Source organism: Pseudoalteromonas tunicata (assembly GCF_002310815.1).
Taxonomy (GTDB): domain Bacteria; phylum Pseudomonadota; class Gammaproteobacteria; order Enterobacterales; family Alteromonadaceae; genus Pseudoalteromonas; species Pseudoalteromonas tunicata.
Window position 1 is genome coordinate 738141 of record NZ_CP011033.1, and the last position, 20658, is coordinate 758798.

Sequence of the window (20658 nt, forward strand, 5' to 3'; positions counted from 1 at the left end):
TAGATGGAAGAATTACGTCTTTTTTTTGCTATTGATCCATTTCAATGGTCTGATATTTTTACCGCTATTTTATGTGGTTTTATTGTTGGTTTAGAGCGTCAACTTCGTGGTAAGCCGGTAGGTATTCGTACATCAGCGCTTATAGTGCTTGGTACTTATTTGTTTGTTGCGGCTTCTAATTCGATGATAAATGATGTGACTGATACATCTCGTATTATCGGTCAAGTGATTACCGGAGTTGGTTTTTTAGGTGCCGGGGTAATGCTCGCCAAAGATGGAATTGTTGTTGGTGTAACATCTGCAGCAACAATCTGGGTACTTGCGGGTATTGGTGTCGCTATATGCGTTGCAGGTGAATTTGCTGCGATTAAACTTTCTGTTTTAGTGGTTGGCATATTATATGGCGTTGATGTGATGGAGGCTTATTTTGCTTCTCTTACGCGTGGTGTCCACAGTAAATTTAATACTTGGAAAAATCGCCGTTAACTTTAACAGTGAGCCTGATTTTGCAGGCTCATTTTGCTTTAAAATAACAATAATTGTTATTCTTATCTTTAGTTGCTTATCTTTTTTTTAAAACGCTTTTTCGTTTTTACTTCAAAAAAATCTAATGGAATCAAATAAAAAAACTATATTTGTGGTAGTTTGTTATGCACGAAATTGATTCGTTTTTAGGGAGTGAATATGAAAGGTTCTGTCACCATGCTTGCAGTTTTAAATCAGGTGCTTACAGCTGAGCTAACTTCAATTAATCAATATTTTTTGCATGCTCGCATGTATAAAAATTGGGGATTAGAGGAGTTAAATGAAAAGTCATATAAAAAATCAATAAAAGATATGAAACAAGCCGATGAACTCATTGAACGAATTTTGTTTCTTGAAGGTTTACCTAATTTACAGCAATTAGGTAAATTATTAATTGGTGAAGAGACAGCAGAAATGCTGCAATGCGATCTTACATTTCAAGCTGAACAAATAAAACTGTTACGCCAAGCTATCGCAACAGCAGAGCAAGAGCAAGATTATGTTAGCCGAGAACTATTCAATGCCATTTTAGATTATGAAGAAGAGCATGTTGATTGGATAGAAACTCAGCAATCATTAATTAAAAATATTGGTATTCAAAATTACTTGCAATCGATGTTGGAGGATTAAGATGAAAGGTTCACAAGCAATTATAAATCGCCTCAATCAGCAACTTACTCTAGAGCTAAGTTCTATGGATCAGTATTTAGCGCACAGTAAGCTTTATCAAGACTGGGGCATTAATAAACTCCATCAACAGCTAAGTCATGAATATGAAGAAGAGCTTGAACATGCACAAAAATTAATAGACAGAATCCTGTTTTTGGAAGGGACAGCTGACACAGCTTCAAGAGTTGCTATTAACGTTGGTGATACTGTTGAACAAATGCTAAAAAATGATTTACAAGCCGAATATAAGGTGGCTGAAAGTTTACGAAGTATCATTACTTTTTGTGAGCAACAACAAGATTACGTGACGCGTAATTTGTTACAAGAGTTGCTAAATGATACTGAAACTGACCATATCTATTGGCTAGAACAACACTTAGGCCTGATTGAACGTATCGGAATCGCTAATTACATTCAGTCACAAATGTCTGCAACTAAGTAAACATGTTTGATGGGCTTTAATGACCCATCAAAATTTTTAACTTGAATGATCAATGACTATACGCCATTTGTTGTCTATTTTTTTCCAAAATAAGCTGTTATAGCCACTTACAACGTCTTCTTTGAGTGTAATTTGCCACTTTCCAAGTACAAAAGCAGTACTTTCTGTGACTTCTATATCGATATTATTAAACTTAAGTGTGCCCATCTTCTCTTTAGTTGAATAACTTTTTTTATAATTATCCAATGTCGCTTGCCAACCAAACTTAATACCGTTTTTGCCAACAAATCTAAGTTGTTCTGAATGCCAGTAGCCGGCCATGTACGCTGTAAGATTTCCCTCATTCCAAGCATTTTCTTGGGCTTTCATAATTGAGATTATTTGGTCTTTATCGTTCTGCGCCTTACTAGTAAAAGGAGTAAGGTATAGCACTAAACAAAGTAAGGATAAGGCTATTTTAAAGCGGTTTAGTATGAGATCTCTCTATTTAATTGTAAGTATTAAGTAAAAAACACTATAGCAGGCTAATTTTATTGATTACATATCTTATTGATATTAATTGATTTTAATAAATGAAAAAAAGAAATTTAAATAAAATGTGAAAAAATGAGATTAGAGTAATTGATCTAAATCGATTTTTATGACGTAATAGAAGGTAATTGAATCTGGTCGGATGAGTTAAAATGAGCTTACGAACAACATTAAAAAAAGTATTACCTAGTATTTCTATTACCGAACAAGAGGCGCTTGACGCAGGCGATGTATGGTTAGAGGGCTCGATTTATCGAGGCAAACCAGATTTTTCTGCATTACGTGCTGTGCCAAACGGTCAATTAACGGCTGAAGAACAAGCCTTTCTTGACGGCCCAGTAATGGAGTTACTTGAACTTATTGATGATACAGAGATTCAAAATGGTAAGCATTTACCAGATTACATCTTAGATTTTCTTAAAAAAGAGCGTTTCTTCTCTTTAATCATTCCTAAAGCATACGGTGGTCGCGAGTTTAGTCCATATGCTAATTCAACTATCGTAGCAACAATTGCTACAAAAAGTTCAGGTGTTGCAGTAACTGTAATGGTGCCTAACTCATTAGGACCAGGTGAATTATTGATGCATTATGGTACAGAAGAGCAACGTTCTTTTTGGTTACCACGCTTGTCAAATGGTACAGATATTCCTTGTTTTGCACTAACAAGCCCTGAAGCTGGCTCTGATGCTGGCGGAATTCCAGATCAAGGCATTGTGACTAAAGGTTTATATCAAGGCAAAGAAGTACTTGGTTTAAGTATTACTTGGGACAAACGTTATATTACATTAGCACCAATAGCGACAGTGTTAGGTCTTGCATTTAAAGTACGTGATCCTGAAGGGTTATTGGGTGCGAAAGAAGATTTAGGTATTACTTGTGCACTTATTCCACGTGAACATCCAGGCGTAGAACTTGGTAATCGCCATGACCCTATGGGGATCCGTTTTTATAATGGTACAACCCGTGGTGAAAAAGTGTTTATTCCAATGGATTTCATTATCGGTGGACAAAAAAATATTGGTCGTGGCTGGCAGATGCTTGTTAGCTGCTTAGGTGCAGGCCGTGGTATTTCTTTACCTGCTCTAGGTTGTTCTACAAGTCAAGTTGCTTTGAAATCTGCGAGTGAGTATGCCGCAGTTCGTGAGCAGTTTGGTTTATCAATTGGTCAGTTTGAAGGTATTCAAGAAAAGCTTGCCGATATTGCAGGTAAAACATTTTTGCAAGAAGCGATGCGCGTATTAACAACTGAGGGCCTAGGATTAGGTTTAAAACCATCAGTTGTAACTGCTATTGCTAAGTATCATATGACTGAAATTGGCCGTGATACGTTAAATTCAGCAATGGATATTCAAGCAGGTAAAGCAATTCAGTGCGGCCCACAAAATACGTTAGCAAAAGGTTATGTTGCTCAACCAATTGCTATTACGGTTGAGGGGGCCAATATCTTAACGCGTAATTTAATGATTTTTGGTCAAGGTGTAATGCGTTGTCATCCATACCTGCAGTCTATGGTTGAAGCAATTCATAGCGATGACAAAAATGCGGATAAAGAATTTAACAAAATATTCAGAAAAACGGTTGGTTACAGTGTAGCAAACAGTTTACGCTCATTCCGTTTAGGTTTATTACCTTTCACTGCAAGTGCTTCTTCAGAACTTGCAGAAGTAAAACAATATGAGAAATCAGTACAAAAGTTAGCATCTAAACTAGCCGTTTATGCCGATTTTTCGTTATTAGTGCTAGGTGGTAAACTAAAACAAGCTGAGTTGTTATCTGCTCGTTTAGGTGATGTGATGAGCTATTTATATGCAGCAATGGCATGTATCCGTTTCTATGAGCAAAAAGTGACTGTAGATGAGCGTAATCAAGCGGCTCCATACTTTCATTATGCAACACGTTGGGCATTAATGAATGCTGAAAATGCGTTATTAGCGTTCTTGGATAACTTCCCATCGGGTGCAACACGGAAATTCATGCGCTTAATCACTGTAACCTACAGCGCTAAAATGCCGAAAATTTCTGATAACTTAATTCGCGAATTAGCAGAGCAGGCGCAATTAAATACATCGTTCAAGAAAAAGCTAACACATTTAGTTCGCTCAGTACCAGGTGATGGTCACTATATTAATGAGCAAGCATATCTCGCCAAACTAGCATGTTTAGATTTACTGAAAAAAGTGAAGCAAGCTCTTAGAAGTAAACAAATTAAAGCAGGTGTAAGATTTGCTGAAACTCTAGAGAATGCGCTTAATGCTAAAGTTGTCACTGCTGATGAGTACAAGCAATTAATTGATTACAACCTAAAACGCGAAAGAGCAATTCGTGTCGATGAGTACGATTATGATTTAGAGTTAGTAGCAGCTCAAAGTGAGTTAAAAGTAGCTAACTCTTAAGTTAAACGTTCAACAATGCTAAATGTTATGGTTGTCAATTCAGTTTGCATAACATTTTATATTTATACGCCCCATGTCTAGCAACGTGGGGCGTTTTTTATTTCTGTAAAGGGGCTTTACATTTTGTGCTCATCAGTGAATGCTTTATAATCCTTATACATTTTTGTTTAAGGTTTACTATGAAGATTCTGATTGCTTTTAGCTTTACACTTTTTTTCTTTTCTCATACTGTTTTAGCTCAAAATGACTTAGAGGTGACCATGAAAAATATGGCACTCAGTTATAAAAATACCATGCAAGCCCAAAATGTTGACTCATTAATCAACCATTTAAATGAATTTAAATCGTTGGTACTCAAAAGCAAAGAGCTTGGATTCCCGCCAGAAAAAAGTGTCGTATCAATTGAAGGGATTGATAAAGTACTTGTGCTAATAAATAAAGCCGAAGTACTTGCAAAGAATGGTCAACTACTTGAAGCGCAATCAATATTGAAATCAGTTGATGGACTTCGTAAAGAATATCATAAGTATCATGAGCCAAGTCTTTGGCAATTGATATTTGGTTAATACGTTTTAAATGATAAGCAAACCCAGTATTATCGCATACTGGGTTTTATATTATTTTTGTACAGCTTTAAATTTCGGATTACTCTTACAAATAACGTAAAGTCTGCCTTTTCTTTTCACGATTTTACAGTCTTTGTGCCTTGTTTTAGCTGATTTTAGTGAACTCAGCACCTTCATTTTTTACTTCCTAATACACCAAATCGTTGATTGAACTTTGCTACACGGCCATCAGATTTATTTACTTTTTGTTTGCCTGTATAGAATGGGTGAGATTCACTCGATACATCAATAGGCACGTAAGGATAAGTGATGCCTTTTAATTCAATAGTTCTAGAGGTTGATAATGTTGAGCCGATGATAAAAAATTTATCTGCTGCGGTATCGTGAAAAACCACTTGTTGGTAAGAAGGGTGGATATTTGGTTTCATGATGAAACTCCATTATGTGATAGTATATCATAACTTTATATTTGTTTTAGAGTGGAATCAATCTTATTTGTATTTAATTATTTTAAAAGTGCATTTAGTGTGTCTAATACGCTGTTGAATGGCGATAATGATTGAAAAGTGTTTACATAATCAGCAAACAGTATTTGAGCGATTAAAATTGACTGGCTAAATCAATAAACACTGGTATAACAAAGAGTGTAAGAACGATTAGGAGTATAAAAAATGGATAAACAAATAGCCGAATTAAATTTAAATTGTTTAACTGCAATAAAAGCTCATGACAAAAAACTTGATATATTCACTCAAATTGATAATGCAAACATTTCAGCAGAAACATTAATTAATTTATTAGCTCATTACCAATCAATGAGTGAAAACGATGATGATGAAAAAGTAGATGCTTGGATTGATAACCTTACTGAATTAGAAAGAAAAATTCTCCAAGCATTTGAAATTAGTCGTGGACGTTTTGAAAACAGCCATTAGGCTTTTAAATTATATAGTTTAATTGTATTGTCGATAAATCGCGTCCGGTAACTTTGTTTTCGCTCATGGGGAGCGAAGTGGCTTAATGATTTACTTAGTTTTTTGATGGCTAGGCGCACTGTTTGACGTTCTTCGTCATCAAGCTCTTTTTTTGTATTTAGTTCAGTGACGGTGCTGATAATATTTATGGCCAGTTCAACCTCTACAATTTCTTCTATTAAGCCATTTTGAGTTATTAAGCCAAATTTGCCATTCAGAAAATGCTGCCATTGGTTCTGTACATGTTCGTGTAAATCATCATTAAAACATTCATCTTGACTATACAAGCCTTGCTGCGCCAGTAAACTTAAATGATTGCAATATTTGTGGTAAAAAATTTCATACGCTTTGGACGCTGAAATCTCGGTTTGACTGAGTAACAATTTAGCCCATTTATCGTAGCCGCGAGCAAAATAATCCCAATATTCAGTACACTTATGCAAACCATAATACGAGCTGCATTCAATTTCACTATTAAGTCGATATGCTGGTTTTGGGAATAATCCTTTTTCTTGCCATTGTAGTAGCGTTTCTTCATCTACTTGGCAACTTTGTAATAGTTGTGTTTGGTCATAATAATGATTTGATAGATATTCAAATAACGTCATAGTGGGCTCGATAATAAACACTGTTTTTATATACAGTGTTTATTGTGGCAAATGTTTTTTACAAAAACAATCATCTAATCAAAAAATATATTTTTCAGATTTTAAGGGCTATTAGACTTTCTCTGCTCGGCAAATTTTCTTAAATATGATACAAAGACCAAAGTTTTTAACAGGATAATTCACAGACTATGCGCTCAATTGAACAACTAAAAAACGCTTCTCTTATCACTGCAATCAAAACACCTTATCAAGCCAATGGTGAAATTGACTTAAATGCTTACGATCAACTTGTGCTTGCTCAAATTGATGCAGACGTAGATGGCATCGTTGTTGGTGGCACAACGGGCGAAGGTCAGCTCATGAATTGGGAAGAGCATTTAATGTTAATTGCTCATAGTGTTGCCAAATTTTCAGATAAACTCATCATCGTTGGTAATACAGGAAGTAATAATACCCGTGAAGCGATAAAAGCTACCCAATATGGTTTTGCCACAGGAATGGATGCTGCACTGCAAATCAATCCTTATTATGGTCGCTCATCCATTGCTGGTGTGAAAGAGCATTTGAGTCGAGTCTTAGCGCTGGGGCCTGCGTTTATTTATAATGTGCCGGGTCGTACTGGACAAGACTTAACGCCTGAAATACTCATTCCCTTTGCGTCACACCCTAATTTTATCGGCATTAAAGAGTGTGCGGGTAACGAACGTATTGCTGATTATGAGCGTCAGGGTATAGCCTGTTGGTCGGGAAATGATGATGAGGCCCATGATGCTAGGCATTTATTTGGCTCACATGGTGTCATTTCAGTTACATCAAATCTGGTTCCAAACATTATGCGCCAACTAATGGATAAATCTAATCCAGCCTTAAATACGCACACTCAGCCACTCATGAATTGGCTTTTTTGCGAGCCAAATCCAATCGCTATCAACACCGCATTAATGATGACAGGTGCGGTAAAACCGGTTTTTCGTCTTCCTTATGTCCCATTAACTCATTCACAGCGTGAAATTGGCCTGTCATTAATGAGTGAGTTTGATGTAAACGAATTAGTTGGTGGTAAAGCAAATCATCTTTCTGATGACGCCTTTATTCTAACTGCTTAAACTAAAATCTTATCAAGGGGGGATTTTCCTCCTTGATTTAGCCATACCATGTCTTTTTAATCATAATCTATTTATTCATCATAAGAATGTGAATAACTGGCGACAGTGCTGATCAAATCAAGTATAATTTGCGGCCAAAATTTCGGCTTTTTGGCTGGAAATAGCGTTAGGAATACACAATGAATTTTAAGTCTTTTAGTTTTGCCCCTGAAATATTACGAGCGATTGATGAATGCGGTTATACCGAACTAAGTCCGGTTCAACGTTTAGCTATCCCTCATGTTCGCAGAGGCCATGACGTGCTAGCTAATGCGCAAACAGGGACCGGTAAAACGGCTGCGTTTGCCTTACCTATTTTACAAAAACTCATTGATACTCCAACGCCAAGAGTTGCTTCAAATGCCAAAGCGCTTGTACTTGCACCTACACGTGAACTTGCAGAGCAAATAGCAAACAGCTTTGAAAGATATGGTAAGTATTTAGATATTAGCGTGGCTGCAATATTTGGTGGTGTAAGTCATAAAGGCCAAGCGATTAAGCTTAAAGCGGGGGCAGACATTATCGTTGCAACGCCGGGTCGTTTACTTGAACATATCCAAATGTGTAACGTGTCTTTATCTAATGTTAGTTTTCTAGTGCTTGATGAAGCTGACCGCATGTTAGATATGGGGTTTATTAACGATATCAAAATGTTAATGGCCGCAGTGAATGATGAAAGACAAACTTTATTATTTTCGGCAACTTACCCAAGCTCAATGAAACAGTTTTCGGCTTCCGTTTTAAAGCAGCCTAAAATCGTCCAAGCTACAAAAGACAATTCAACAGCAGAAACAGTGCAACACGTTGTTTATCCAGTTGAAGAGCGCAGAAAAAATGAATTATTGTCAGAGTTGATTGGCCGTAAAAATTGGCATCAGGTACTCGTATTTGTAAACATGAAAGAAACAGCGAGCAGTGTGGTTGAGGAGCTCAACCAGTTTGGTATTTCTGCTGCTGTGTGTCATGGTGACAAAACTCAAGGTGCACGCCGTCGAGCTTTACGTGAGTTTAAAGAAGGTAAAGTTCGTGTATTAGTGGCAACCGAAGTTGCAGCTCGTGGCCTTGATATCGTTGGTTTAGAACGCGTTATTAACGTTGATTTACCTTTTCTAGCGGAAGATTATGTTCATCGTATTGGACGTACAGGTCGAGCTGGTAATATTGGTCAGGCGGTATCATTTGTTAGTCGTGAAGAAGAGCATACCCTTGCAAACATTGAAGCCTTGATTGGTACATCAATTCGTCGAATTTATTATCCAGGCTTTGAAGTCAGTAGCCGTGATAATTTAATTAAAACAATTCACAGCACACCTAGCCATCGTCGCCGTAAAGCACGAGTTAATAGTGTCGGTGGTCAAGAGCAAGGTGAAGCGCGCATCAAAAATCGCTCAAAAATTGCAAATGTACGTAATGCGATAAAAAACACAAAGCCTACTTTAAAAAAATAAAGTTAAGTCCTAATTGTGTAAACACATTTCAGGACAAGGCAACAGTCGTTAGATTTAAAAAGTCACTTAGGTGGCTTTTTTTATTGCCAAAATTCACTTAACAAAGAATCATAAAGTGAATTGAAGGCATTTTTGTTAGGTAGTCAACTATCTTTTTCGTATAATTATCTTTAAAATCAACGGGTTTATATTATTAATTTATATGGATATTCATGTTCGACTCTAAGAAATATATTGCCGCGTTAGCAAGTCTCTACTTTTGTTTTATCCCACTATCTTCAGCCCAAATGACTAAGCAACAGTTCAATTTAGTGCACCAAAGTGCAGCTATTGAAATAGATGGTGAATTAACTGAAGCAGCTTGGCAACAGGCAACTCATATTCCGTTAATCTACCGTAATGAACCGGTTGGTGATTTGACTCCGCCAGTTAAGACCGATGCGTATATATTTGAAGATGGCGAGAGTTTGTATGTTGCATTTATCGCTCATGATCCGGATCCAACAAAGATTCGTGCTGCATTGCGTGATCGTGATGATTTATGGGCCGATGATAACGTTGCCTTAATGATAGATACGTTTAATGATGAGCGAACAGGCTATGAGTTTTACGTTAATCCTTTTGGTGCTCAAGGTGACATGGCTATGAGCGATGTTAACGGCTGGGCTGAGGATGCGTCATGGAACGCGATTTGGGACAGCGCTGCAAAAATTACCACTGAAGGTTATGTGGTTGAAATGCGCATTCCTTTTAGCGCACTACGTTTTCCAAAAGGTGGAGCGCAGCAAACATGGAGTATTGCGGTATGGCGAAATTATCCGCGCGAAGTTTTGTATCAAATGGCTAATGTTGGTTTTGATCTTGATGTTGCTTGTAGTCTATGCCAATTTGATAAGCTAGTTGGTTTATCCAATATTCCAGAGACAAAAAACATTCAAATTGTCCCTTCTTTAACAGCTTTACGTCATGATGAGAAACCAATTTTACCAAGCGCTTGGCAAGCAGGAGAGGTTGATAAGGAATTAGGCGTTGACCTGCGTTGGGGGTTTACACAAGATGCAGTGATAAATGCAACCATCAATCCTGATTTTTCTACGGTTGAAGCAGATACAATACAACTCGATATTAATAGCAACGATTCTTTATATTATGATGAAAAAAGGCCCTTCTTTTTGGATGGAGCATCTTTTTTCAAGACTAACCATTTTAATTTACTCTATACCCGAAATATTGCGGCGCCTGATTATGGAGTGAAATTGACTGGTAAGTCAGACAATCACAGTTATGGCATATTGTTAACTGATGATGAAAATACCAATTTGATTATTCCAAGTAATCAAGGCTCTTCTTTGGCTAATTTAGATGAAAAGTCGAAAGTAGCAGCGCTTAGTTATCAACTCGATATTGGTGAGCAAAATAATCTCGCAATAATGTCTACGCACCGCGAAACTCAAAGTTATCACAATACCGTTTTATCCATCGGTGGTGGTTATTGGTTTAATCCTTCAGATTCGTTGCAATACCAAGTGTCTTATAGCGATACCGAAAACTCTAATGAGTTACAACAGTATTTTTCGTTAGATAAACACCAGCAAGGTGCAGCTTATAAACTCGAACTTAGCCGTGAAAATCGTGATTATCATCTTTATGGCAGTTTAGAGAATGTTGCCACGGATTTTAGAGCTGATTTGGGCTATGAACCAGAAGTTGATTATAAAAATATAACCTTGGGTGGTGGCCAAACGTGGTACGGTGATAATCAAGACATATTAACCTCGTGGGAATATGAAACCGAATGGGATAAGACCTTTGCGCAAAATGGTGATCTATTAGAAGAAGAGTTCGAGTTGATTTTTTTAGTTAAAGGGCAAATGCGTTCTTATGCTAGGTTGGGTTTAACTCATACTGACGAATTTTATTTTGATGATTTTTTTAAACAAAATTCAGCTTATATCCAAGCTGGTTTTTATCCGAGCCAAAATATAAAGTTAACTTTGTTTACTGAATATGGCAGTGAAATTGACTATCATCATGCCAGATTAGGTGATTCGTTTACTTTTGAACCAGACCTTACATGGGATGTGAATAATCATCTTCAAATAGTACTAAGCCACAAATTCAACTATTTAGAGCTTGATGGTGAGCGTTTGTTCACTGCTAATGTCACAGACTTGCGTTTGTATTATAAATTTAACATGCAAAGCATGCTTAAGCTGATTTTACAGTATGAAAATATTGATAAGGATCAACAGCTTTATCAGCGTGAGATCAGTGAAGTGAATAAAGATTACGGGACCCAATTGGTTTATTCTTATAAGCTTAATGCGCAAACCTTATTTTATTTAGGGTACTCTGATACGGGTTATCAAGATGATGATTTGAAATCGTTGCAAAGAAATCAACGCACCTTCTTTACTAAGTTTAGTTACGCATGGCAACTATAAAGACATATGAAAAGTAAAAAGGGCTCAAAGAGCCCTTTTTACTAAGTGGTGAACTAAGGTTGATAATAAATGGGGGAATTTGGCCCTACAGGTAAATTAAATACAAATACCCAAATGTAGAAAAGGCTCACCCAACCAATAAAAAAGACAATACTGTACGGCAGCATGGTCGCAATTAACGTGCCTATCCCCATATCTTTCTTGTACTTAGTAGCTACAGCTAATATGAGACCGAAATAACTCATCATAGGGGTGATTAAGTTAGTAACAGAATCACCAATACGGTAAGCCGCTTGAATGATTTCAGGCGAATAGCCAATGAGCATTAGCATGGGTACAAAAATCGGGGCTGTGATCGCCCATTGCGCAGAAGATGAGCCAAGACTCAAGTTAACAACTGCGCACATTAAAATAAATAAAACAAATACTTCGGGGCCTGTTAGTTGCAACGTTTGTAAAAGTGCTGCGCCATTAACCGCGAGAATGGTACCTAAATTTGTCCATTTAAAAAAAGCTACAAATTGAGCGGCAAAAAACACTAATACAATATAAACGCCCATCGCACTCATACTTTTGCTCATAGCATTTATAACATCTACGTCATTTTGCATAGTGCCAACAATTTTACCGTAAACAAATCCAGGGATCGCAAACGTAACAAAAATAAACACTACAATGCCCTGTAAAAAGGGAGAATTAGCAACTGTCCCCTCAACTGGATGACGCAAAATGCCATTTTCTGGCACTATGGTTAACGCTAAGAGTCCAAGCATTATGAATAAGGCAAAACCTGCATACTTTAAACCTTTACGCTCAATATCTGTTAAGTGTGTTATTTGGTTATCATCTAAATCCACCGACGCATCTTTAGGGTTATAAACACCAAGACGAGGCTCTACAATTTTGTCCGTTACTAACGTACCTAAAATGGCAATGACAAATGTTGAAATAATCATAAAGTACCAATTAGCTTCAGGACCAACAACGTAACTTGGATCAATCATTTGTGCAGCAGGAGTTGTGATCCCAGCCAGTAAAGGGTCGATTGTTCCTAATAATAAATTAGCAGAATAACCACCTGAAACGCCCGCAAATGCTGCCGCTAAACCTGCAAGAGGATGACGACCTAAACTATGAAATATCATAGCTGCAAGAGGAATTAATACCACGTAACCAAGCTCTGAGGCGGTATTTGACAAAATAGCAGCAAATACAACCATAAAAGTGACTAAGCGTTTTGAAGCCCCCATAACCATACCACGCATCGCAGCAGACAAAAGCCCTGAGTGCTCAGCAACACTTACCCCTAATAAAGCGACAAGTACGGTCCCTAGCGGTGCAAAATTAGTAAAATTAGTGACAAGACCAGTCACTATTTTTTGTAAACCTTCAGCACTGAGTAAACTAACCACTTCGATGATGCCATCGGCTTCACGGCCGGCTGTACCAATTGGTCTAGGATCTATCGCCGTTAAACCAAACCAAGAAGCAATGCCGCTAAACAGAATGATTGCTAAACTGAACAAAGCAAATAAGGTGATGGGATGGGGCAGTAAGTTGCCCATAAATTCAATAGTTGATAAAAAACGATTAAACCAATTGGACTTGTTGTTATTGAACGATTGCGACTGTGACATAGAATGACCGATTAACACAAAATTGTCGAAAACTAACATTTAGCAACTTAGTCGGTCATATTTATTTCGATAAGATAACAAAGCAAAGCGATGAAAAATCAAGTTTTAAGTAAATTTTAGTTTCATCGCTTTGATTCTGAACATGCTTTGCTGTTAAGTCGTAACAATTGAGTTATTTATTCAATGCGATAACGTGTCAGCGCAAATGAAAAATATAAAATACTGGCAAACATAATGACATAGGGCATTCCATCAGTACCTAACTTTTCCATTGAAAACCCAATAGCAATAATCCCGAGTGTACCACCTATACTTTCCATCAGAGAATAACCTGCATTGGCGGCAACCGATTCATCATCATCGGGGTAACGCTCACCTACGAGTGCAAGTGAAACCGAATAAATTCCAGCGATGACACCTCCCCAAATAAAGGCTAATATCCATGCTTGCACCGGGGTATAAATCGCAATTGGCAAGTAAACAGCACACACCATACTGGCAAAAGAGCACCAAACGATAAAATAGCGTCGGTCAAAATAGTCAGATAACCATGCAATAGGTACTTCTAAGATAAGAGATCCAATCATAAATGAGGTCAGTAATAAGCTAGCATCGTGAAGAGTTAACCCATTTTTCATGCCATAAATTGCTAAAAATGCACCTGCGCCAAATTGAGATACACCAGCCATCGCAATCGAGAACATAGCTCCTTTACAATTGACTATGGTTTGCCAGATTTTAGCTGTACCAGTAAAACCGACTTTTGGAATGACTTGAAATAATAAGATGGTGGGCAAAAGAGCCAGGGCACTCAAAAATGCCGCAAAGACAAATTCAGGCGCGTTGCTGACCACTGGAGCATGTCCTATTATTGCTGTGGTCGTTGCAAGTACCGAATCACTCATACTCGCTGCAAATTCAGGCCGTGCTTTGAGAAAATTGACTAAAATAGGACCGATTGCAAAACCTACAGAAATAGAAGTACTGTAAATTGCAATCATTAGGCCTTTATTTTTTGCAAATGGGATTGAATTGACCCAAGTTTGGAGCAAAATGAGCAGCGCATAACAACCCGCACCATGAATAAAAATCGCCGGGATCAGTACATCTAATCCACTGAAATAGGGAAAAACGAATACAGTTGGTACACGCAATACAGCAGAAAGTAAAATACCAATAGTTAAACCTAACTTACGTAAAATATTTGGCAGTAACAAACATATAAGTAAAGAGGCAATAGTTTCAAATGCCAGTGCGTTACCAATTGTTGAATCATTAAAAGCAAGGTCTGCTAATTGCACTGGAACTAAAATAGCGAGCATCCCCATCGAACAGCTAGCAATAAACGAACTGAGCACATTGGAAAATAAGCTTAAGCCAAAAGACTGCGGCATATTAGTTGATTTGTTAACACTAATTTCATTGGATGTCATACGAATGGATCTCTAAATATAATATTCAGCTAGTGGTTCGAAGCCGTTAAATCCTTTGCATGAATAACTATTACTGTAAGCTCCTGCACAGCAAAACATGAGTGGATCACCCACTGCAATAGTAAATGGTAAGTGATGAAGGTGATTTTTATAACTTAGCATGTCACTACTATCACAAGTAGGCCCGGTTAAAATGGTTGATGTTTTATCTGAACGCTGATCTGCGTGATGTAAAACTGGATATTTGATATCAGATGCTTCATATAGCCCATTAAACTTCCCTACGTCTAAATATAACCAGCGATGAATTTGGTCAGATAACATTCGTTCACATGCCAATATTACGGTGGTTTTCACAACACCAGCTTCAGCAAGTAAATACCGACCAGGTTCACAAATAAATTTCAAATCCCCAGACCAAGAACCAAAGATAGCCGTTAAACTTTCACTAATACATTTACCAAAAAACTCCATTGAGTAATCAACTTCATTATCTGAATCATTTAGATAACCAGATGCAGGATAACCACCACCTAAATTGATAAGGCCAATTTTTATATCTTGTTTTACAAGTTCATCAGCGACCCATCTCGCATCTACTAAAGCTCTATGCCATGCATCAGGAGATTGTTGTTGTGAGCCAACATGAAAAGATAAACCATAAGGTTCTAAACCTAACAAAACAGATCGCGATAAAAAATCAACCGCTTCGGTGAGACTACAACCAAATTTATGACATAAACCCCAATGGGCACCTTTGCCATCATTTTTTAGGCGACATACGACCCGACACCCTGGGGCATATTGTGCTAATTTTACCAGCTCTTCATAACAGTCAAATGCATAACTTTGCACTCCAAGCTGATAAGCAGTTTCAATATCAGAGATTTTTTTGATGGTATTGCCAAAGTGAATTTGATTTGCTTTGGCCCCAGCGGCAAAGCAAGCATGGATTTCATTAATACTCGCAGCTTCAAAACAACTGCCCAAGGCGAATAGTTTTTCCAACACAGCACGGGCACTATTTGATTTTACTGAATAGTGACAGACAACATTAGGCATAGCTGTCACCAAACGTCTGTACTGATGGGCTAAAACATCTAAATCAACAACCAAAAAAGGGGTTGAAATTGGTTTATTCAAAAATGAATTGAGTTTTTCAGTCAGCTGCATGATTGATTCCTAAAAGAGCTAAAATTTGAACGATTATGTTTAATCCCCATCAAGATGGGATTCTTTTATCTGTGCTGACTGTTTGGCAATGATCCGTTCATAGGCATCTAATCGTTTTTGGTTGACAACTAATCCAAAGTTGCGGGTAAACCATACTAACGAAGCAATCAAAAAAGCAATAAAAAAGCCTGCAACCATGGTTCTTGTTGTGGCTCGCTTGATAGGAGCTAGTCGTTCAAAATAGTTTTTTGCTTCAATATCAATTCCAAGCACCCCAGAAAAATTTCCGGATTTGTCATAAAAAGGGATATAACCACTGACAAACGATCCCCATCTATCAGAGTAAGGTTGCTCAGAAACAACAATCTCTTGATTTCTGAGTGCCTGCTTAATTTCAGAACTTGCTTCGGTGTATTCATCCATAATGTGTGCTTTATCATCAACACCGTCACCATCAGCATCACCAGAAGGCGTGGGATCTAAGATGAAGTAAACCTTGTCGTCCTTTAATATGGTTGTATAGAGATATTTGATTGATTTATCTGCGTTTAATACCGCTTCAAATGGTTGAATTGAATGTAAATAGCTGTCGCTTTTTTCTTGTTCAGAACTAATAAATTTTTTATGTTCATCCCCATCAATAAAAACGGCAACCACTTGCGCCGTTCGAATTAACCCTTCTTTTATTTCCCCTTTTTGGGCATTTATAGCATGTTGATAAATAAAGTAAGTAGTAATGAAAATAGCCAAAAATACCGAAATACCAATGAATATAGCTTCGTATAGTGGGTATATTTTATAGTTTTTACCTTGAAAGTTTTCTGTACCCATAAAGTGTTTAAAACCTTATTATTTATAACAATGATTATAATGAGATAAAGAAGTTTGCAGTTGGATTTAAATATAGGTAACAGCTAATTAATAGCAAGCTTGCTAAATAAATAAACTATTGCTGATGTTTTAATGTGGTTGAATTTATAGTTAATTTTAAATGTTTTTTTTCACCATTTTTAGGTTCATCTACTTTCTCTTTTTGCCAAAAAAATTGCAGAATATTCTCTTTGGGTGCTAGATTAATTACCTGAATTAATTTCCAGCCAACACCATTAGGCCTGGGTATAGCATTAATGTTTACTTGGCCATTTTTATCAATAAAAGCGCTTTTACCAACCGTAGTCTCAGTTTCAAAATCGCTAGCTGAAGTGTTCATTTTTATACCTTGTAAATTCAGTGCATTTGCCTTTGGTTTAAACCATACGCTATTACTGCACCACGAGAAGACACATTTAGTTTGCTAAACATTGATTTGATATGATCCGCTACTGTGAAGCTTGAAATATTTAAATCTCGCGCTATCTCCTTGTTTGATGAGCCTTTAACTAATTCAATTAAAACATCATTTTCTCTTTTTGTGAGTGATTTTATCGGTTCAAAGTGCATAGCAAAAGCCTGATGATGCAGTTGGATCAGGGTTTTTATTACCTTGTTTGACAGTTGTGGCGTCTCAATATCGAGTCCTTTAAAAGCGCGAACCAGACAGTTATAACTATCTTGTTTGAGGACAATTGCAGCAGCAGGTAAGTGTAATAAATTTAAAATACTGTTTTGATCATCAAAATAAGAATAAATGATGACTTTAAGATTTTTATCCAGATTAATTGCTTCATTAATAATTAAATTTGCCAATTTTATGTCATTTTTATATGAAACGATAATCATGTTAAAGTCTGTAGGTAATATAGTATTAAAAATATTTTTAGTACCTTTTTTGTTGGTTATTTTTACATCCCTATAAGCAAATTTTAATGCATCCCTTATTTTAGATATATGAACTTCGTCATCATCTATAATTAGTATCTCTTTCATCTTATTTCCACTAACTCGTTCCCCCTAAAATTAGGGAAGGTAAATATAAAAACACACTCTATGCTTAGGCTAACTTAAATAGTTAAAAATATTGTTACATATAGTTAGTTTATATTTCTAAGTAGGTCAACTATAGAGAGAAGCTATTGCCGTATTAACTGATAGTTTCCATTTTGTTATGTCTATTGTTTTTTAAAGGTTTTATTAACCAAGCAAATTGTGGAGGTTTTTATGGCATCACGCTCAAAAGGGGTCGGTTCAGTGGCCCCAAAAGAAAGAATTAACATTTCATATCGACCTGCTACCGGTGCTGCAAAAGAGGGAATTGAACTGCCTTTTAAAGTATTGGTATTAGGGGACTTCACACAAACCAAGGATGCACTCAATACCGAAGCCAGAAAACTAATCAATGTTAATAAAAGTAATTTTGATGAAGTTATGGATGACCTTGATTTGAAATTAAATTTTAGTGTTCCAAACAAAATGATGGGTGATTCTGAAGAGACAATTGATATATCGCTTGATATTTCAAAACTGTCTGATTTTGAACCAGATCAAATCATTGAGCAGATTGATGAATTGAAAAAAATTCTGCAGTTACGAGAAGCATTAAAATCATTAAAAGGGCCTTTGGGAAACTCGCCACAAATGCGTCGTCAAATTCAGCGATTACTCTCTGATGAAGCATCACGAAATGAGTTGAAAAAAGAAATTGGATTACTGCAATAGGGTCGAATGGGTTTTGCCCAAGGCTTAGTTTAGGAAAAAGTTATGGCTACAGCAACTACAACAGTGAATGAATCTCTTATTGATGGCCTACTAGCCCTTAGTAAGATCCCCGAAGATGATTTGAGTTATTCGATTGCCTCAGTTGGCATGCATTCTTTATTTACTCGCATATTTGAGCAAGAGGCAGATGCAAGTGAATTAAGAGTCGATAAGCGCTATGTTGAACAATTAATTGAAGAATTAGACCGCAAGTTAAGTTTACAAATGGATGAGGTACTCCATCATCCAACTTTCCAATCTTTAGAAGCACCATGGCGAAGTTTAAAGTTTTTAGTTGATAGAACTGAATTTGGTGAAAACATCAAAGTTGAAATTTTATCTGTCGATAAAGAAGAATTACTTAATGACTTTCAAGATTCACCTGAAATAACTGAAAGTGGTTTATATCGTAAAGTTTATACAGATGCGTTTGGCCAATTTGGTGGTAATCCCTACGGCGTCATTATTGGGGACTATAGCTTATCTCACAGTAATCAAGACGTAGAGCTTCTTAGCCACATGTCTAGCCTTGCAGCAATGAACCATGCACCCTTTATAGCCGCAGCTTCACCAGAATTTTTCTCCTTAAACGAATTTGCTGAAATTCCAGATTTAAAACAAATCGAAGCGATGTTCGAAGGTCCGCAATATATTAAATGGCGACAATTTAGAGACTCAGACGATGCGCGAAATGTTGGTTTAGCACTGCCTCGCTTTATGCTTCGTCCAACGTATGGTGAAAACATACCCGTTCGTAGTTTTAATTATATTGAAGGCATTACGAATCAATCACAGTACTTATGGGGAAATGCTTCTTTTGCTTATGCCACAAAGTTAACCGATAGTTTTGCTAGATACCGCTGGTGCCCAAATATTATAGGCCCACAATCTGGTGGTGAAGTAAAAGATCTGTCGATTAACTTAGTTGATGACAGTGGTACCACTAAAGTCGTTGGTCCAACAGAAGTGCAATTGTCAGATCGTAAAGAATATGAATTGTCTGAATTAGGGTTTATTCCGCTGACTCTGCGTAAAGATTCAGACAGTGCGGTATTCTTTTCATCAAACTCAGTTCAAATGCCGCGTAAATTTACCAATGATGATGAAGGTCGTCAAGCTGAGCTTAATTATAAACTAGGTACACAATTACCGTACTTATTCATTGTTAATCGCCTCGCACATTACATCAAAGTATTGCAACGTGAAAACCTAGGAAGCTGGAAAAGTCGTGGTGATTTAGAAATGGAACTTAATAAATGGATTAGACAATACGTAGCTGATCAAGATAGTCCTTCAGCAGCAACTCGTAGTCAAAGGCCTCTGCGTAAGGCGATGCTTCGAGTAAATGAAGTTGATACAGAGGCTGGTTGGTATGAAGTTGCATTAGAAGTAACACCTCACTTTAAGTTTATGGGCGCTAATTTTACTTTATCACTTACAAGTATGTTAGAGCGTGGTTAATAGAATTTAAGTGCTTAATTTAAAGCATAAAAGTAGAAGGATTTAGATATGCCTACAGAAATATACATGACAATAAATGACCCAGAGGGTTGCTTAACTGAAGAATCCTGTTCAAAAGAAAGTATTGGTTCATTTTTCAAATCTGATCATGAGGAAGAAACATTAGTCTTAGCGTATAACCATAAGGTGAGTGTGCCGACCAACTCTTTGACAGGTCAAGTAACTGGTACTCGAAAGCATGAGTATCTTGAAGTAACCAAGTTTATTGACAAGAGTTCACCATTATTACTCAATTCCGTCACTTCACCTTCTGAGCTGGAAGTGATTTTACGCTTCTTTCGCACACCAGATGAAACCAGTGCGGGCGAGCCGGTTGAGTACTACAACATTACATTGCAACGCGCAAAGATTGTCAGCATAAATACAATTTCTCCTAACATATTAATTCCTGAAAACGATGGGTTAATGCCGTTTGAGAATGTGGTATTTACGTATGGCCAAATTCAAGCTGATCATGTGGTATGTGGTACGACAGCGATTGATGATTGGTCTGGTGAAGGCGAATAAATAAGAGT

At 37.0% G+C, this 20658-nt stretch carries 22 protein-coding genes; 12 read left to right on the forward strand and 10 right to left on the reverse strand.

The window, feature by feature from the left end:
- Positions 1 to 3: 3 nt before the first annotated feature.
- The 3 genes from PTUN_RS20615 (at position 4) to bfr (PTUN_RS20625) (ending at position 1636) form a co-directional block, all read left to right on the forward strand.
- Positions 4 to 486 (forward strand): MgtC/SapB family protein, encoded by a 483-nt coding sequence (locus PTUN_RS20615; RefSeq protein ID WP_009836767.1) that lies wholly within the window; start codon positions 4 to 6, stop codon positions 484 to 486.
- A gap of 198 nt (positions 487 to 684) precedes the next feature.
- A complete protein-coding gene (bfr, locus tag PTUN_RS20620; RefSeq protein ID WP_009836766.1) occupies positions 685 to 1155 on the forward strand; it encodes a bacterioferritin in 471 nt (156 codons plus the stop codon).
- Position 1156: 1 nt separating this feature from the next.
- A complete protein-coding gene (gene bfr, locus PTUN_RS20625; protein WP_009836765.1) occupies positions 1157 to 1636 on the forward strand; it encodes a bacterioferritin in 480 nt (159 codons plus the stop codon).
- A 36-nt stretch (positions 1637 to 1672) separates the two neighbouring features.
- On the opposite strand, the gene PTUN_RS20630 is transcribed toward bfr (PTUN_RS20625), so the two are convergent.
- The gene (locus PTUN_RS20630) at positions 1673 to 2005 is read right to left on the reverse strand and encodes a YybH family protein (RefSeq protein WP_119081695.1); all 333 of its coding nucleotides are present in this window, start codon (positions 2003 to 2005) and stop codon (positions 1673 to 1675) included.
- 314 nt (positions 2006 to 2319) lie between these two features.
- Here PTUN_RS20630 and PTUN_RS20635 point away from each other — a divergent pair, with 314 nt between their 5' ends.
- Both PTUN_RS20635 and PTUN_RS20640 read left to right on the forward strand, forming a co-directional pair.
- Complete coding sequence (locus PTUN_RS20635) at positions 2320 to 4560, forward strand: acyl-CoA dehydrogenase (protein WP_009836763.1); 2241 nt, start codon at positions 2320 to 2322, stop codon at positions 4558 to 4560.
- Positions 4561 to 4739: 179 nt separating this feature from the next.
- Positions 4740 to 5126, forward strand: a complete 387-nt coding sequence (locus PTUN_RS20640; RefSeq protein WP_009836762.1) for a cytochrome b562 — start codon at positions 4740 to 4742, stop codon at positions 5124 to 5126.
- 51 nt (positions 5127 to 5177) lie between these two features.
- Here PTUN_RS20640 and ykgO read toward each other — a convergent pair whose 3' ends face one another.
- A complete protein-coding gene (ykgO, locus tag PTUN_RS20645) occupies positions 5178 to 5303 on the reverse strand; it encodes a type B 50S ribosomal protein L36 (protein ID WP_009836761.1) in 126 nt (41 codons plus the stop codon).
- Positions 5300 to 5554, reverse strand: a complete 255-nt coding sequence (locus PTUN_RS20650) for a type B 50S ribosomal protein L31 (RefSeq protein ID WP_009836760.1) — start codon at positions 5552 to 5554, stop codon at positions 5300 to 5302. The genes ykgO and PTUN_RS20650 overlap by 4 nt, the downstream gene beginning before the upstream one ends.
- A gap of 243 nt (positions 5555 to 5797) precedes the next feature.
- On the opposite strand from PTUN_RS20650, the gene PTUN_RS20655 reads away from it, so the two are divergent.
- Complete coding sequence (locus PTUN_RS20655; protein WP_009836759.1) at positions 5798 to 6061, forward strand: hypothetical protein; 264 nt, start codon at positions 5798 to 5800, stop codon at positions 6059 to 6061.
- Here PTUN_RS20655 and PTUN_RS20660 read toward each other — a convergent pair.
- Positions 6058 to 6708, reverse strand: a complete 651-nt coding sequence (locus PTUN_RS20660; protein WP_009836758.1) for a DUF6058 family natural product biosynthesis protein — start codon at positions 6706 to 6708, stop codon at positions 6058 to 6060. The two genes, PTUN_RS20655 and PTUN_RS20660, sit on opposite strands and share 4 nt — an antisense overlap.
- Positions 6709 to 6896: 188 nt before the next feature.
- On the opposite strand from PTUN_RS20660, the gene dapA reads away from it, so the two are divergent.
- The 3 genes from dapA to PTUN_RS20675 all read left to right on the forward strand — a co-directional run bounded on the left by dapA (position 6897) and on the right by PTUN_RS20675 (position 11745).
- Positions 6897 to 7814 (forward strand): 4-hydroxy-tetrahydrodipicolinate synthase, encoded by a 918-nt coding sequence (gene dapA / locus PTUN_RS20665; RefSeq protein ID WP_009836757.1) that lies wholly within the window; start codon positions 6897 to 6899, stop codon positions 7812 to 7814.
- Positions 7815 to 7993: 179 nt separating this feature from the next.
- On the forward strand, positions 7994 to 9301 hold the full coding sequence (locus PTUN_RS20670) for a DEAD/DEAH box helicase (protein WP_009836756.1): 1308 nt from the start codon (positions 7994 to 7996) through the stop codon (positions 9299 to 9301).
- A 212-nt stretch (positions 9302 to 9513) separates the two neighbouring features.
- On the forward strand, positions 9514 to 11745 hold the full coding sequence (locus tag PTUN_RS20675; RefSeq protein ID WP_040643445.1) for a carbohydrate binding family 9 domain-containing protein: 2232 nt from the start codon (positions 9514 to 9516) through the stop codon (positions 11743 to 11745).
- A gap of 53 nt (positions 11746 to 11798) precedes the next feature.
- On the opposite strand, the gene PTUN_RS20680 is transcribed toward PTUN_RS20675, so the two are convergent.
- The 6 genes from PTUN_RS20680 to PTUN_RS20705 all read right to left on the reverse strand — a co-directional run bounded on the left by PTUN_RS20680 (position 11799) and on the right by PTUN_RS20705 (position 17854).
- Positions 11799 to 13382 (reverse strand): AbgT family transporter, encoded by a 1584-nt coding sequence (locus PTUN_RS20680; protein WP_040643444.1) that lies wholly within the window; start codon positions 13380 to 13382, stop codon positions 11799 to 11801.
- 176 nt (positions 13383 to 13558) lie between these two features.
- Positions 13559 to 14815 carry an MFS transporter gene (locus tag PTUN_RS20685; RefSeq protein WP_009836753.1) on the reverse strand — a complete coding sequence of 419 codons (1257 nt, stop codon included), beginning with the start codon at positions 14813 to 14815 and terminating at the stop codon, positions 13559 to 13561.
- 12 nt (positions 14816 to 14827) lie between these two features.
- On the reverse strand, positions 14828 to 15988 hold the full coding sequence (locus tag PTUN_RS20690; protein WP_009836752.1) for a type III PLP-dependent enzyme: 1161 nt from the start codon (positions 15986 to 15988) through the stop codon (positions 14828 to 14830).
- A gap of 39 nt (positions 15989 to 16027) precedes the next feature.
- Positions 16028 to 16819: a PDC sensor domain-containing protein gene (locus PTUN_RS20695; RefSeq protein ID WP_009836751.1), complete on the reverse strand. Its 792-nt coding sequence runs from the start codon at positions 16817 to 16819 to the stop codon at positions 16028 to 16030.
- Positions 16820 to 16934: 115 nt separating this feature from the next.
- Positions 16935 to 17198 carry a hypothetical protein gene (locus PTUN_RS20700; RefSeq protein ID WP_009836750.1) on the reverse strand — a complete coding sequence of 88 codons (264 nt, stop codon included), beginning with the start codon at positions 17196 to 17198 and terminating at the stop codon, positions 16935 to 16937.
- Positions 17199 to 17215: 17 nt separating this feature from the next.
- Positions 17216 to 17854 (reverse strand): response regulator transcription factor, encoded by a 639-nt coding sequence (locus PTUN_RS20705; RefSeq protein ID WP_009836749.1) that lies wholly within the window; start codon positions 17852 to 17854, stop codon positions 17216 to 17218.
- 261 nt (positions 17855 to 18115) lie between these two features.
- Between PTUN_RS20705 and tssB the strand changes: the two genes are divergently transcribed.
- From tssB to tssD, 3 genes are read left to right on the forward strand one after another with little or no spacing between them, the layout of a single operon-like run.
- On the forward strand, positions 18116 to 18583 hold the full coding sequence (gene tssB, locus PTUN_RS20710; RefSeq protein WP_232284962.1) for a type VI secretion system contractile sheath small subunit: 468 nt from the start codon (positions 18116 to 18118) through the stop codon (positions 18581 to 18583).
- 42 nt (positions 18584 to 18625) lie between these two features.
- Positions 18626 to 20083 carry a type VI secretion system contractile sheath large subunit gene (tssC, locus tag PTUN_RS20715; protein WP_009836747.1) on the forward strand — a complete coding sequence of 486 codons (1458 nt, stop codon included), beginning with the start codon at positions 18626 to 18628 and terminating at the stop codon, positions 20081 to 20083.
- Between the two features lie 48 nt (positions 20084 to 20131).
- Complete coding sequence (tssD, locus tag PTUN_RS20720; protein WP_040643443.1) at positions 20132 to 20650, forward strand: type VI secretion system tube protein TssD; 519 nt, start codon at positions 20132 to 20134, stop codon at positions 20648 to 20650.
- Positions 20651 to 20658: the final 8 nt, after the last annotated feature.